Genomic DNA, 12,858 nt, shown 5'->3' with positions numbered 1-12,858 from the left:
GGATCTAACCCCAATGAGCGCCAGCACTACGCGCGCCGCGATTCGCAACATTGCGATCATCGCCCACGTTGACCATGGCAAAACCACCCTGGTGGATGCCCTGCTGGCCCAGTCGGGCATTTTCCGCGAAGGCGAGGCAGTGCCCACCTGCGTGTTGGACTCCAACGACCTGGAGCGTGAGCGTGGCATCACGATCCTGTCGAAGAACACCGCGGTTGATTACGAAGACACCCGCATCAACATCGTTGATACCCCTGGTCACGCTGACTTCGGTGGTGAGGTCGAGCGTGTGCTCGGCATGGTGGACGGCTGTTTGCTGATCGTTGATGCCAACGAGGGGCCCATGCCCCAAACCCGATTTGTGCTGAAGAAGGCCCTGGAAAAAGGCCTGCGGCCGATTGTGTTCGTCAACAAGATCGACCGTCCCCGGGCTGACCCCGAAGTGGCCGTCAGCAAGGTGCTCGATTTGTTTATCGAGCTCGGCGCTGATGACGACCAGTGCGACTTCCCTTACCTCTTTGGCAGTGGCTTAGGTGGTTTTGCCAAACCCGACATGGCCACCGACAGCGAGAACATGCGTCCGCTGTTCGACGCGATCCTGCGCCATGTTCCGCCGCCGGTTGGTGATGTCAACAAGCCCCTGCAGCTGCAGGTGACCACCCTCGACTATTCCGACTTCCTGGGTCGCATTGTGATCGGCAAGATTCACAACGGCTCGATCAAGGCGGGCCAGCAGGCGGCGTTGATCAAAGACGACGGCAGCATCAAGCGCGGCCGCATCTCCAAGTTGCTGGGCTTCCAGGGCCTGCAACGGGTGGAAGTTGAGGCAGCTCACGCTGGCGATCTCGTTGCGATTGCTGGTTTTGATGAGGTGAACATCGGCGAAACCGTCGCTTGCCCGGACAACCCTGAGGCGCTGCCCCTGATCAAGGTGGATGAGCCCACCTTGCAGATGACCTTTGTGGTCAACGACTCGCCATTCGCTGGTAAAGAAGGCAAGTTCGTGACCAGCCGCCAGGTGCGTGATCGCCTGCAGAAGGAATTGCTCACCAATGTGGCGTTGCGGGTGGAAGACACCGATTCCCCAGACCGCTTTGCGGTGAGCGGACGCGGCGAACTTCACCTCGGCATCTTGATCGAGACGATGCGCCGCGAGGGCTATGAATTCCAGGTGTCACAGCCGCAGGTGATCTTCCGCACCATCGATGGCACCCCCTGTGAGCCCTTTGAAACCCTGGTGCTCGATGTGCCCGAGGCTGCTGTGGGCAGCTGCATTGAGCGGCTGGGAACCCGCAAAGGTGAGATGCAGAACATGGAAAACGGCGAGGACGGCCGCACCCAGATGGAATTTGTCGTGCCCTCCAGGGGCCTGATCGGTTTCCGTGGTGACTTCATTCGTGCCACCCGCGGGGAAGGAATCATGAGCCACTCTTTCTTGGAATACCGCAAGATGCAGGGCGACTTCGATACCCGACGCAATGGTGTGTTGATCTCCTTTGAAGAAGGCACCGCCACCTTCTATGCCCTCAAGAACGCGGAAGACCGCGGCCAGTTCTTCATCAGCCCAGGCACCAAGGTCTACAAGGGCATGATCATTGGCGAAAACAACCGGCCCCAGGACCTCGAGATCAACGTCTGCAAGACCAAGCAGCTCACCAACATGCGCTCCGCTGGTGCTGAAGAGCTCGACACCCTGCAGTCCCCCGTTCAGATGACCTTGGAGCGGGCCCTCGAGTACATCGGACCCGATGAAATGCTCGAAGTGACCCCGGAATCGATCCGCCTGCGCAAGTTGCCCTCCAAGAAGACGGCCAAGCGCTGAGCTTGGATCCATTCCGCGATCCCCGCTTCAGCAGCGGTGTTGAGCTCTTCAATGGTGGTGAGTGGTACGCCGCTCATGACGTTTTTGAAGAGCTCTGGCATGACACGGCCGAGCCAGAACGGCGATGGCTGCAAGGGGCTGTGCAGGTTGCCGTGGCGATGGTTCACCTTGGACGCGACAACCTCAACGGAGCTGCAATTCTTTTGGGCGAAGGAACCGGCCGCTTGATGCGCTCGCAAGCTTCACCGCCGGGCTGGCAAGCGGCTGCATTGCTGGACCCCTGCCGTCAGCTGCAGCAGCAATTGCAAGGCCCCGAGCCCCTCGCTTCTGATCACCCGTGCCCCCGTTTGGTTTTTGATCTGAGCGAATGACTTCCGTAAACTCAAACGTCCTAACCCTGGGCGTATCGATGGGCCGTTGGCTTGCTCTTGCGGTGGCAATGGCCCTAGCGCCAGTGGTTGCTGAGTCCCAATCAGCTCCAGTCAGCGAGCAGCTCAGCCCAACAGGGACAGCACCAGCCCTACGCGCAGAGCCTGCTGCTGAAGGAGAGCCATCGGGTTTGGTCACCGTCGAATCAGACCTGCAGCAGGCAGACAACGTCACTGGGGTGGTGACTGCCACGGGCAACGTGAAAATCTCCTATCCGCCCAAGCAAGTGCAAGCCTGGGCCCGGCAAGCGCAGTACTTCACCAAAGAAGAGCGCATCGTGCTCACTGGCGATGTGGATGTGATCCAAAACGGTGGCAACAGGCTCAAGGCCGAGCGCATCACCTATCTCGTCTTGGAAGACCGCATGATTGCTGATCCGGCTCCGGGTGATCAGGTCTTCAGCAACTACCGCATCCAACGGACGGCCCCGCTGGAGGCGTCGCCATGAGCCTCAAATTGGATGCGGTTCATCTGAGCTTTGCTGGACGCCCTGTTGTTCAGGGCGTGTCGTTGGAACTCCACCCTGGTGAAGTGGTTGGATTGCTTGGCCCCAATGGCGCTGGCAAAACCACCACCTTCAACTTGGTGACGGGGATGCTTCAGCCCGATCGGGGCGATGTGTTGCTTGATGGCTCTTCGATCAGCGAGCTCTCGATGCCAGAGCGCTCCAGGCGCGGCATTGGCTACCTACCGCAAGAAGCCAGTGTTTTCCGCAATCTCAGCGTTCGCGACAACCTGCTGCTGGCGATGCAGGAAAGTGGTTTCCCCGACCAGTTGCGCCGCGAACGCTTGCAGGAACTAGTTGATGACTTTCAACTGGAGCGTTTTTTGCACCGCAAGGGGTTTCAGCTTTCTGGTGGAGAACGGCGCCGAACCGAAGTGGCTCGGGCTCTGGCGGTTGGCCCCAACGGCCCTCGCTTTCTGCTGTTGGATGAACCCTTTGCCGGCGTCGATCCGCTCGCTGTGAGCGATCTTCAGCAGCTGATCAGCAGCCTGCGCGATCGCGGTGTTGGCATGTTGATCACCGACCACAACGTCAGGGAAACCCTGAGCATCACCGATTACGCCTGCATCCTCACCGATGGTCAAATCTTGGCCTCAGGCACTGCCGATGAGCTGGCTGCCGATGCTCAGGTGAAGCAGTACTACCTCGGGGAGGACTTCCGGCTGTGACTGTGAGTTCCACGTCCTTCTTGCAGGAGTCCGCAAATTTGGTCCGCCGCGGTCAGAGCCAGGCGATTCGCCAATGGCGCCGGCTGCCCCTGATGGATCGCTGGCTGACCGGTGAATTACTGGGCCCGTTGCTGTTTGGCATTGCGGCCTTCACCGCGGTGACCCTCTCGGTTGGGGTGCTGTTTGAGCTGGTTCGCAAGGTGGCCGAAGCCGGGCTGCCCATGGGCGTGGCCGTCCAGGTGTTGTTTTTGCGGTTGCCGGGCTTCTTGGTGCTGTCGTTCCCGATGGCCACCCTGATTGCCACCTTGCTGGCCTACAGCCGCCTCTCCGGCGGCAGCGAGCTCACCGCACTGCGCAGCATTGGTGTGGCCACCTACCGGTTCGTGATTCCAGGCCTGGTGCTAGCCGGCTTGATGAGTGTGCTCACCTTTGTCTTTAACGACGTTCTGGTGCCGCCAGCCAACCGCGCTGGCTACGTGATGCTGCACAAGTCCTTGGGACGCAGCATCGATTCAGAAAAAGGCGGAAACATCATTTACCCCCGCTATGGGCGTGTGACCGATGGGCCCAAGGACAACAAAGAGCGATTGATCCAGCTCTTCTATGCCAAGGAATTCAAAGACGGAAAAATGATGGACGTCACGCTGATCGATTTCAGCCGTGCCGGCCAGAAACAACTTCTCAGTGCCGAAGAGGCCGTGTTCATGGAAGGTCGCGGCACCTGGGAATTCCGCCGCGGCAGCATCATCAATGTGGCCGATCGCGGCGGGCGCAACACCACCGCTGACTTCAACACCTATTACTACCCACTTGGTGAAGGCCCACTGGATTTGGCGTCTCTGCCCAAGGACGTCAATGTGATGTCGGTAGCCGAAGCCAATCAGGCTTTGGAGATCATTGAAGAAGCCGGTGATCGCAAGGCTGCCCGCAAGATGCGGGTGCGCCTTCAAGAGAAGTTCTCCTTCCCGGCCATCTGCTTGGTGTTTGGTTTGATCGGAGCGAGCTTGGGCTCGAGGCCCAACACCCGCACCAGCCGCAGTCAGGGCTTTGGCATCAGCGTGCTGCTGATCTTTGTCTATTACCTGCTGGCTTTTGTGTTCAGCTCCTTGGGCGTCAAAGGCACCCTCACCCCCTTCCTCTCGGCATGGACTCCGGTGCTGATCGGTTTGGGTGGCGGTTTGCTTCTACTCAGGCAAGCCAGCCGCTGATCCCAGCTGGGATGTCCTAAACCTGAGGTGGTGATGACAGGGCTTTTGAACGATCCAGTTCTGCTGCTTGGGCTGATGGCTTTTGGAGCGTTGCTCCTCGCCTTGCCGTTGGCCTTTTGGAATCTCAGCGGTGAGCCGCGCTCCAGCACCAGCCGCGTGGTGCAGCTGTTGGTGGTGGCTGCAAACTTGCTGCTCACGGCCCAATTGCTCTGGCGCTGGCTGGATTCGGGGCATTTCCCGATCAGCAACCTCTACGAATCGCTCTGCTTCTTGGCCTGGGGTTGCACCTTCACCCAGTTGTTTGTGGAACGCAGTTGGCCTTCGCCCCTGGTGCCGGCAGCCACCACACCCATGGCTCTGGTCTGCGTGGCCTTTGCCAGCTTTGCCCTTCCAGACACGCTGCAAAACCCAGCACCGCTGGTGCCAGCGCTCCGGTCCAGCTGGCTGGTGATGCACGTCAGCGTGATCATGATGAGTTATGCCGCTTTGTTGGTGGGCTCGTTGTTATCAGCTGCGGTGCTGTTCACGCAGCCGGGCCAAGCCATGGAGCTGCGTAGCAGTTCGATTGGCAGCGGAAGTTTTCAAAAGGCTGGCCTGCAAACCGATGGAGGCACGGTTGTTTTGGAGGCTGCCCCCATTGCCCTGAGCGAACGCCTCGACAACCTCAGCTACCGGACGATCACTGTGGGCTTTCTGCTGCTCACCGTCGGCATTATTAGTGGTGCCGTGTGGGCCAATGAAGCCTGGGGGAGCTGGTGGAGCTGGGACCCCAAAGAAACCTGGGCTCTGATCTGTTGGTTGGTGTACGCCGCCTATTTGCACACACGCCTGAGCCGCGGCTGGCAGGGACGCCGACCCGCTTGGGTGGCGGTGAGTGGCTTGTTTGTGATCAGCGTTTGCTACATCGGCGTGAATCTGCTGGGCATTGGTTTGCACAGCTATGGCTGGTTTTTTGACAGCTAATTGAGACCAACACCGGCAAGACACTGCGATGTGTTGATTCTTGGTTGTTCAATATTGAGACGAAAGATTTTGTTTCGTGTTGGCTGCTCGCTTTGATCAACATTGAGTAATTGGTTTTAGCCTCAGTCAGTTCTCGTCTCATCTAGGGACTTGAGAGACCTGTGAGATATGGATTCGGTTGGATGAAATGCGACTGAGAAATGACTAAAAAGTTACGAGTAATGCATGGTCCGTGAAAGCACGCCGTTCAGCCAAGGTTGCATTCATCGCATCTGTGATCGCAGCAACACCAGTTGCGACCACCATCAGTGCTCAAGCTGGTGCGTTAACAGGTACGTGCTCGACAGGCACTGACAACACCACGAGAACGATCACCCTCAACGGCGCCGGGAGTAGCACCTTGAGTGGTACCGCAAGCGGTTCAACTTCTAGCCTCGCTGTGGGTGGCAGTGCGTCGAGTTTATCTGTTGCTGCAGGAACACCGGCTTCTGCAGTTGGAACGTCGACTTTGCTGACTATCGGTGGTACTGCAACGACTTTTAGCTCCAGTCTTTCTGGTACACAGACAATGACTTCATGGAGCCAGGCCTGGAGTGGCACTGGTTCAGAAACTGATATCTCTCTGAATACTTGCGGTACTTCCACTAACGACGGTCTTGCTGATCTCTACGGCACAGCTTCTGCAGCCAATGCCGTTTCGATTGGTAATGGATCAACTGCAGTAGCTGCTAATGCTGTTGCGTTAGGCCAAAACGCTGATGGTGGCGGCACCAATGCTGTGGCTATTGGTGTTGATTCCGATGCCAACGGTGCTGGAAGTGTTGCGATTGGCTCCAACGTCCTTGCAGATACCTTGGGCTCGATTGCTATCGGCGAGAACGCCGTTGCCAATGGAACTCAAAGGTCTCTAGCCGTTGGTTGGAGAAGCCAATCAACGGGATTGGTTTCTACTGCAATTGGTGATCAAGCTGTAGCCCAATCAAATCAATCAACAGCAATTGGTTGGACAGCTAACGCCGCTGGGTTTTCTGGTTTTGCAATTGGATCGGCTGCAAATGCAGCAGGTGGCAACAGCACTGCTATAGGTACCCTCGCAACAGCATCCGCAGCAAATTCAACTGCCATTGGTTACAACTCAGATGCCACTGCAGCGAATTCTTTTGCAGCGGGCACTGATTCATTGGCAAATGATGTCAATGCTTTAGCTGTCGGCGTTAAAGCGCAGGCGAATGCCGTCAACGCTTCCGCTATTGGCGTTAATGCAATAGCGAATGACGTCAATGCGCAGGCCTTTGGCGTTGACTCTCTTGCTAACGCAGCTAATTCAGTGGCGATTGGTGTTAAGTCCAGATCAGAAGCTGCTAATGCAATTGCAATTGGTTCAACTTCAAATTCCACCAAAGCCAACGGTGTTGCCATCGGCACCCTCTCAACTGCTGATGGGGTGAATGCAACTGCCATTGGTACTGATGCAGGTGCTACGGCAGTCAACACAACAGCAATTGGTCCTGGCAGCCGTGCTTCACGACCCAATGCAATTGGTGTGGGCTATCTAGCCAACGCTATAGACGTCAACTCGATCGCCATTGGTTCTTGCTCCAATGCCGTTGGCCATAACTCGACTGCCATCGGCGCCGATGCCAATGCCAATGGTGTGAACTCCTTTGCTGCTGGCTACAAAGCAAGGGCTAATGGAGGCAACACAACCGCTGTTGGTCTCAACGCTCTAGCCAATGGTTTTAACGCCCAGGCCTTTGGACGTGATTCAGTTGCTAACGGAACTGATTCCTATGCCGGTGGTGTGAATGCGGTCGCTTGCGGCACCAATGCGTTTGCCTTTGGCCGTGATGCCCATGCCAATGGCGATGATTCCTTTGCCTTTGGTGATGGTGCACGTGCCACAACCACTGCCCTGAACTCCTCAACCTTTGGCACCGATGCCAACGTCAATGCTCCTTGCAGTATGGCGTTTGGTATGGGCTCAAGAGTTCTCACTGGCGCGAATTCAACAGCAGCTGGTACGAATTCAACAGCTAATCAGCACAATGCCGTTGCTGTTGGCACCCTTTCTAACGCCAATGCAAATAATGCAGCTGCTTTTGGCGCTTGCTCAGTGTCATCGGGTGTTAACGCTTTTGCCTTTGGTTCCCAGTCGACGGCGAGTGCAGTTAATAGCACCGCATTTGGTGCGAGTTCTGTTGCCAATGCAGTGAATTCCTATGCGATGGGTTCCAATTCCGATGCAGTGGCAACTAACGCCTATGCCTATGGCTCCAATGCATTGGCCAATGGCATCAATTCATCTGCCTTTGGTGCAGATTCGAGGTCAATTGGCCTGAACTCAATGGCCTTCGGTGTCCGTTCCACGTCACTTGGTGTGAATAGTTCCGCTGAAGGCACCGATGCCACAGCCAATGGTTCCAATGCCTATGCCTACGGTGCGTTTGCACGCTCCAATGGTCCCAATGCTTATGCCTTTGGTGCCGGCTCGCAGGCTTACAACACCAATTCCATTGCCTTTGGCTCTGGCAGCGTTGCCTCTGGTTGGCAGGCCACGGCCTTTGGTACTGGAGCTACGGCTTTCGATACCAGCTCCCTGGCTGTTGGTCCTTATTCCAGTGCCACTGCTCCCTATTCATCAGCCTTTGGTGCAGGAGCCGTCGCTAAGGCAGCTGGCGCCACAGCGATTGGTGCCGGTGCTGTTGCTGATCGCGCCTATCAAATGACTTTGGGTACGAAGGCCTCGTCTTACAAACTGCCTGGCCTTTCGCGTAATGGTTTTGTTGGCAGCCGCTATCAGAACTCAGGCAGCAAGCGCATCGTCACCACCGATAACGACGGCACCATTGGCACCACGGACTACAGCATCACCAAGCTGGAAAACTCCATCGGAGCTGTCGGTGCGTTGAGCGCTGCTTTGGGTGCGATGCCCACCGAAACGCTCTTGCCCAATGAAACCTTCCGCTGCGGCGTCGGCGGTGCTGGTTATGCCGGCCAGTACGCAGGCGCTCTGGGTTGTGTTGCCAAAGTTGGTAATCGCGTGTATTTCAACGGCGGTATCGCCGGCACGCCTACTCAAACGGTGAATAACGGCGATGTGATGGGCCGGATCGGATTCACTTTCGGTTTTGGTGGCAATGTGCTCAAGCAGCTGCCAGCAGAGGTGGCATCGGTTCAGTCCATGTCCAGTGCTGAAACAATGTTCAGTGTTGGTAGCGGTGGTTCTGCTTCTCCAGCCCAAGCTGAGGTGCTGATGGCCAAGTCCACCTCAGTTGATGCTTCAACAACCCAGTTAATCGATCAAAAGGCTGACTCTGAGGATGTTGATGCTCTCCGTGAACGCCTAGCTGAACTGGAAGCTGAGATCACCACATTGCGTGATACTGCTGCTGCAACAGATGTAGATAGCGACGACTCAGAGCTGAAAGCGGCCTACGACCATGCCATGACAACCATCGATGATCTCCTGGCTGAGAAGGAGGAGGTCGAAGAGGCCTTGCTGGCAAGGATTGAAAAGCAGGATCAGCGCATTGCTGATCTTGAGGCCATGGTCAAAAAGCTGATTGCAAGTTCTGAGAACTAGATTCGTTATCTAACAGTTCATGAAAAAGCCCATCGTTTCGATGGGCTTTTTTTGTGCTCGGTTAGTTATCACCAGTGGTGTCTTTGCAGTTCTTGCCGATTTGCGAATGGATCACGAGAAACATGTCATTGGCTTCTGTGTCCTTTAAAAGGTTAAAGATGGCCACCAGTTGTTTGTCGTTGTACTGACTCGTGACTTGCTTGGCGTAGCAGCTGCACATTTCAGGGGTTTCCTGGGCCTCGCAGGCTGTTGTTAACGCTGCCTCGAATCTTTCGCTTGTTTCAGAGGCATTGGCAGAAAGATTGAGCCCGATCGGTACAACCGCAGCGGCCAGCAGTAGAACCCGAAGGCTGATCTTCATGGCACAAAAAAGGGGCACTCAGCGTACCCCTGTTTCATTTTTATGTGGACCGTTTCAAGCAGCTGCCAGTTCAGGGCGCTTGCTGTTGCGGATGCCTTCGATGGCTTCGGCGTAACTGGGCTGATTGAAGACGCCCGAGCCGGAAACAATGGCATTGGCGCCAGCTTCGATCACTTTCCAGGCATTGCCAGCTTTGATCCCCCCGTCAACTTCGATCCATGGATCGAGGCCGCGCTCGTCGCACATGCGGCGCAGGTCGCGGATCTTGTCGACCTGATTCTCGATGAAGCTTTGGCCGCCAAACCCAGGGTTGACGCTCATCACCAACACCAAGTCGCAGAGCTCGAGGCAGTATTCGAGGGTGTCGATTGGGGTGCCGGGGTTCAGCACTGCACCAGCTTTTTTGCCCAGGTCTTTGATCTGAGCCAGGTTGCGGTGCAGATGGGGGCAGGCTTCCACTTGGACGCTGATGATGTCTGCGCCAGCTTTGGCGAAGTCCTCGACGTATTTCTCGGGCTCAACAATCATCAAGTGCACATCCAGCGGCTTGCTGGTCACCGGCCGCAAGGCCTTAACAATCATTGGACCGATGGTGATGTTGGGCACAAAGCGGCCATCCATCACATCGACGTGAATCCAGTCAGCGCCGGCCTGGTCAACCGCCCGCACGTCCTCTCCAAGCTTGGAAAAGTCCGCGGAAAGAATCGAGGGGGAAATAACCAGGGATTTCTGGGACATGGCCTGAACTGATGGGCCGGTGATTGTAGGAGACCCTTTCCCGGCCGTTAGCCACAGCAGCACTGATAAAGTCCTGCCCGCTTTAGCCGTCTGAGCGGCTGGGGCCTTGTTCTTTACCGCCGCCTCACATTGGACCGCACGCTCATCCAGGAAATTCTCGAGGTCGTCGAGCAGGCCGCCATTGCCTCGGCAAAACTCACCGGCTGTGGCCTCAAAAACGAAGCTGATGCGGCTGCCGTTGAGGCCATGCGCGACCGCATGGGCAAGATCAATATGCGCGGGCGCATCGTGATCGGCGAAGGCGAGCGGGACGAAGCTCCGATGCTTTACATCGGTGAAGAAGTGGGCAGCGGCACCGGCCCCGGCGTTGATTTCGCTGTGGACCCTTGCGAAGGCACCAACCTCTGCGCCAACAGCCAGCGCGGTTCGATGGCTGTTCTGGCGGCTTCTGAAACCGGCGGTTTGTTCAATGCCCCTGACTTCTATATGAAGAAGCTGGCTGCTCCTCCGGCCGCCAAGGGCAAGGTTGACATCAACAAGAGCGCCACTGAAAACATCAGTATCCTCAGCGAATGCCTTGGCATTGCTGTGTCTGACCTGGTGATCGTGGTCATGGACCGCGCCCGCCACAAGGACCTGATCGCTGAAATCCGCACCACCGGTGCCCGCGTGCAGCCCATCTCCGATGGTGATGTGCAGGCCGCCATTGCCTGTGGTTTTGCTGGTACCGGCACCCACTGCCTGATGGGCATTGGCGCCGCCCCTGAGGGTGTGATCTCCGCCGCCGCTTTGCGTGCCCTCGGTGGTCACTTCCAAGGACAGCTGGTTTATGACCCGGCTGTGGCTCAAACCAAGGAGTGGGAAGGCCTGACCCGTGAGGGCAACCTGGCTCGTTTGGCTGAGATGGGCATCAGCGATCCCGACAAGGTCTATGAAGCCAATGAGCTGGCTTCTGGCGAGAACGTGGTGTTCGCCGGCAGCGGCATCACCGACGGCCTGCTGTTTGGCGGCGTCAAGTTCGAACGCGACTGTGTGCGCACCAGCAGCCTGGTGATCAGCACCCTGGATAACTCGGCCCGCTTCACTGACACAGTTCATATCAAGCCTGGCGCCCAGAGCATTGCTCTGCGCTGAGCTCTGGCATAGTCGGGGTTGGGCCTAGGCCTGGCCCCGTTTTGATCACTCTGAACTGACGTATGCATCTCGCCGTCGTCGGCCTTAGCCATCGAACGGCGCCTGTTGAGGTCCGCGAGCGGCTAAGCATTCCGGAACACCATCTGGAGACCTCACTCCAGTCGTTGCGCTCCCATGAGCAGGTCCTTGAGACCTCAATTCTGAGTACCTGTAATCGCCTCGAGATCTACTCCTTGTTGCGCCATCCTGAGGATGGTGTGGAGGCGATTCGCGATTTTCTGGCCAATCACAGTGGCCTGGCTGACCCCGACCTGCAGCCGCACCTGTTTGCGCTCCACCACGAGGAAGCCATCCAACACCTGCTGCGGGTGAGTGCTGGCCTCGACAGCTTGGTGCTCGGCGAGGGGCAGATCCTCAGCCAGGTCAAAAAGATGTACCGGTTGGGTCAGGACCACAAGTCCATCGGCCCAATCCTCAACCGTTTGTTGAATCAGGCCGTTAGTACAGGCAAAAGGGTTCGCAGCGAAACCAACCTCGGTTCCGGTGCCGTTTCGATCAGTTCAGCTGCCGTTGAACTCGCTCAGCTCAAGGTGGGCCAGGAACAGGGCGTTGATGACTTGGTCTCCCTCTCCCAGGAGAAGGTGGCTGTGGTGGGGGCTGGTCGGATGGCTCGCTTGCTGTTGCAACACCTGCAATCAAAAGGGGCACGCAGCATCACGGTGGTCAACCGCACGGTGGCCAAAGCCGAAGTGCTCGCCAAAGATTTCCCTGATTTGGTGATCACCTGCTGCGGGCTGGACCAGCTCGATGCGCAGTTGGCCAGCAACACGCTGCTGTTCACCAGCACCGGCGCTGATGAGCCGATCATCGACCGCCAGCGCTTGGACGCGATTACCCGTCAGGCGCGTTTGATGCTTGTCGACATTGGTGTTCCCCGCAACATCAGCTCCGATGCAGCTGATGTCTCTGGGACCTTGAGTTACGACGTTGACGATCTGCAAGAGGTCGTGGAGCGCAATGTGGCCGCGCGGCAGCAATTGGCTCAACAGGCTGAGGTGCTGCTCGATGAAGACCGCCAAGCCTTCCTGGATTGGTGGGATGGCCTGGAAGCTGTGCCCACCATTAACCGCATGCGGCAGCAGTTTGAAGAGATCCGTAAGCAGGAGTTGCTCAAAGCGCTCAGCCGCATGGGATCCGATTTCTCACAGCGCGAGAAGCAGGTGGTGGAAGCGCTCACCAAGGGCTTGATCAACAAGATCTTGCACGTTCCGACAACGGCCTTGCGGGCGCCACAGCCACGCCAACAGCGGCTTGATTCGATGGCAGCCGCACAACGCCTCTTTGATCTGCCTGGCGACGACGCAGATCGAGATCGCAGCGACGCAAAATAACTCGGTGGATCTGGCGTCAACCCCTTGATCAATTGGGTCCCTGGGCCCAAAGTGGC

At 57.1% G+C, this 12,858-nt stretch carries 12 protein-coding genes and 2 pseudogenes; 11 read left to right on the top strand and 3 right to left on the bottom strand.

Annotated elements, in window-relative coordinates; all coding sequences use genetic code 11:
• Positions 1-13 precede the first annotated feature (13 nt).
• The 7 genes and pseudogenes from typA to SynMINOS11_RS13130 all read left to right on the top strand — a co-directional run.
• Positions 14-1,822 carry a translational GTPase TypA gene (gene typA, locus SynMINOS11_RS06410; protein WP_011935682.1) on the top strand — a complete coding sequence of 603 codons (1,809 nt, stop codon included), beginning with the start codon at positions 14-16 and terminating at the stop codon, positions 1,820-1,822.
• A gap of 2 nt (positions 1,823-1,824) precedes the next feature.
• Complete coding sequence (locus tag SynMINOS11_RS06405; RefSeq protein WP_370586159.1) at positions 1,825-2,193, top strand: DUF309 domain-containing protein; 369 nt, start codon at positions 1,825-1,827, stop codon at positions 2,191-2,193.
• Positions 2,194-2,231: 38 nt separating this feature from the next.
• Complete coding sequence (locus tag SynMINOS11_RS06400; protein WP_255445323.1) at positions 2,232-2,699, top strand: LptA/OstA family protein; 468 nt, start codon at positions 2,232-2,234, stop codon at positions 2,697-2,699.
• Positions 2,696-3,424 (top strand): LPS export ABC transporter ATP-binding protein, encoded by a 729-nt coding sequence (gene lptB, locus SynMINOS11_RS06395; protein ID WP_011935679.1) that lies wholly within the window; start codon positions 2,696-2,698, stop codon positions 3,422-3,424. The genes SynMINOS11_RS06400 and lptB overlap by 4 nt, the downstream gene beginning before the upstream one ends.
• A complete protein-coding gene (locus SynMINOS11_RS06390; RefSeq protein WP_186547389.1) occupies positions 3,421-4,632 on the top strand; it encodes an LptF/LptG family permease in 1,212 nt (403 codons plus the stop codon). Before lptB ends, SynMINOS11_RS06390 begins: the two co-directional genes overlap by 4 nt.
• A 33-nt stretch (positions 4,633-4,665) precedes the next feature.
• A complete protein-coding gene (ccsB, locus tag SynMINOS11_RS06385) occupies positions 4,666-5,595 on the top strand; it encodes a c-type cytochrome biogenesis protein CcsB (RefSeq protein WP_186547387.1) in 930 nt (309 codons plus the stop codon).
• A 568-nt stretch (positions 5,596-6,163) separates the two neighbouring features.
• Positions 6,164-6,574 (top strand): annotated as a pseudogene (locus SynMINOS11_RS13130) (hypothetical protein); the annotation flags it as partial.
• A 5-nt stretch (positions 6,575-6,579) separates the two neighbouring features.
• Here the strand turns inward: SynMINOS11_RS13130 and SynMINOS11_RS12945 are convergent.
• Positions 6,580-6,720, bottom strand: coding sequence for a hypothetical protein (locus SynMINOS11_RS12945; RefSeq protein WP_255445321.1), 141 nt, complete (start codon positions 6,718-6,720; stop codon positions 6,580-6,582).
• Between SynMINOS11_RS12945 and SynMINOS11_RS13125 the strand changes: the two are divergent.
• Positions 6,677-7,033 (top strand): annotated as a pseudogene (locus SynMINOS11_RS13125) (hypothetical protein); the annotation flags it as partial. The gene SynMINOS11_RS12945 and the pseudogene SynMINOS11_RS13125 overlap by 44 nt on opposite strands.
• 6 nt (positions 7,034-7,039) lie before the next feature.
• A complete protein-coding gene (locus SynMINOS11_RS06380) occupies positions 7,040-9,178 on the top strand; it encodes a YadA-like family protein (RefSeq protein ID WP_255445319.1) in 2,139 nt (712 codons plus the stop codon).
• Positions 9,179-9,239: 61 nt separating this feature from the next.
• Here SynMINOS11_RS06380 and SynMINOS11_RS06375 read toward each other — a convergent pair whose 3' ends face one another.
• Positions 9,240-9,539, bottom strand: a complete 300-nt coding sequence (locus SynMINOS11_RS06375) for a hypothetical protein (protein WP_186547384.1) — start codon at positions 9,537-9,539, stop codon at positions 9,240-9,242.
• Between the two features lie 54 nt (positions 9,540-9,593).
• A complete protein-coding gene (gene rpe / locus SynMINOS11_RS06370; protein WP_043736891.1) occupies positions 9,594-10,277 on the bottom strand; it encodes a ribulose-phosphate 3-epimerase in 684 nt (227 codons plus the stop codon).
• A gap of 129 nt (positions 10,278-10,406) precedes the next feature.
• Here rpe and glpX point away from each other — a divergent pair, with 129 nt between their 5' ends.
• The gene (glpX, locus tag SynMINOS11_RS06365; RefSeq protein ID WP_186550593.1) at positions 10,407-11,411 is read left to right on the top strand and encodes a class II fructose-bisphosphatase; all 1,005 of its coding nucleotides are present in this window, start codon (positions 10,407-10,409) and stop codon (positions 11,409-11,411) included.
• A gap of 62 nt (positions 11,412-11,473) precedes the next feature.
• A complete protein-coding gene (locus SynMINOS11_RS06360; RefSeq protein WP_186550591.1) occupies positions 11,474-12,802 on the top strand; it encodes a glutamyl-tRNA reductase in 1,329 nt (442 codons plus the stop codon).
• Positions 12,803-12,858 lie beyond the last annotated feature (56 nt).

The sequence above is a fragment of the Synechococcus sp. Minos11 genome (genome assembly GCF_014279855.1).
Classification (GTDB): Bacteria; Cyanobacteriota; Cyanobacteriia; order PCC-6307; family Cyanobiaceae; genus RCC307.
Note: the sequence above shows the minus strand (reverse complement) of the source record. Positions and strands in the feature narration are given on the sequence as shown.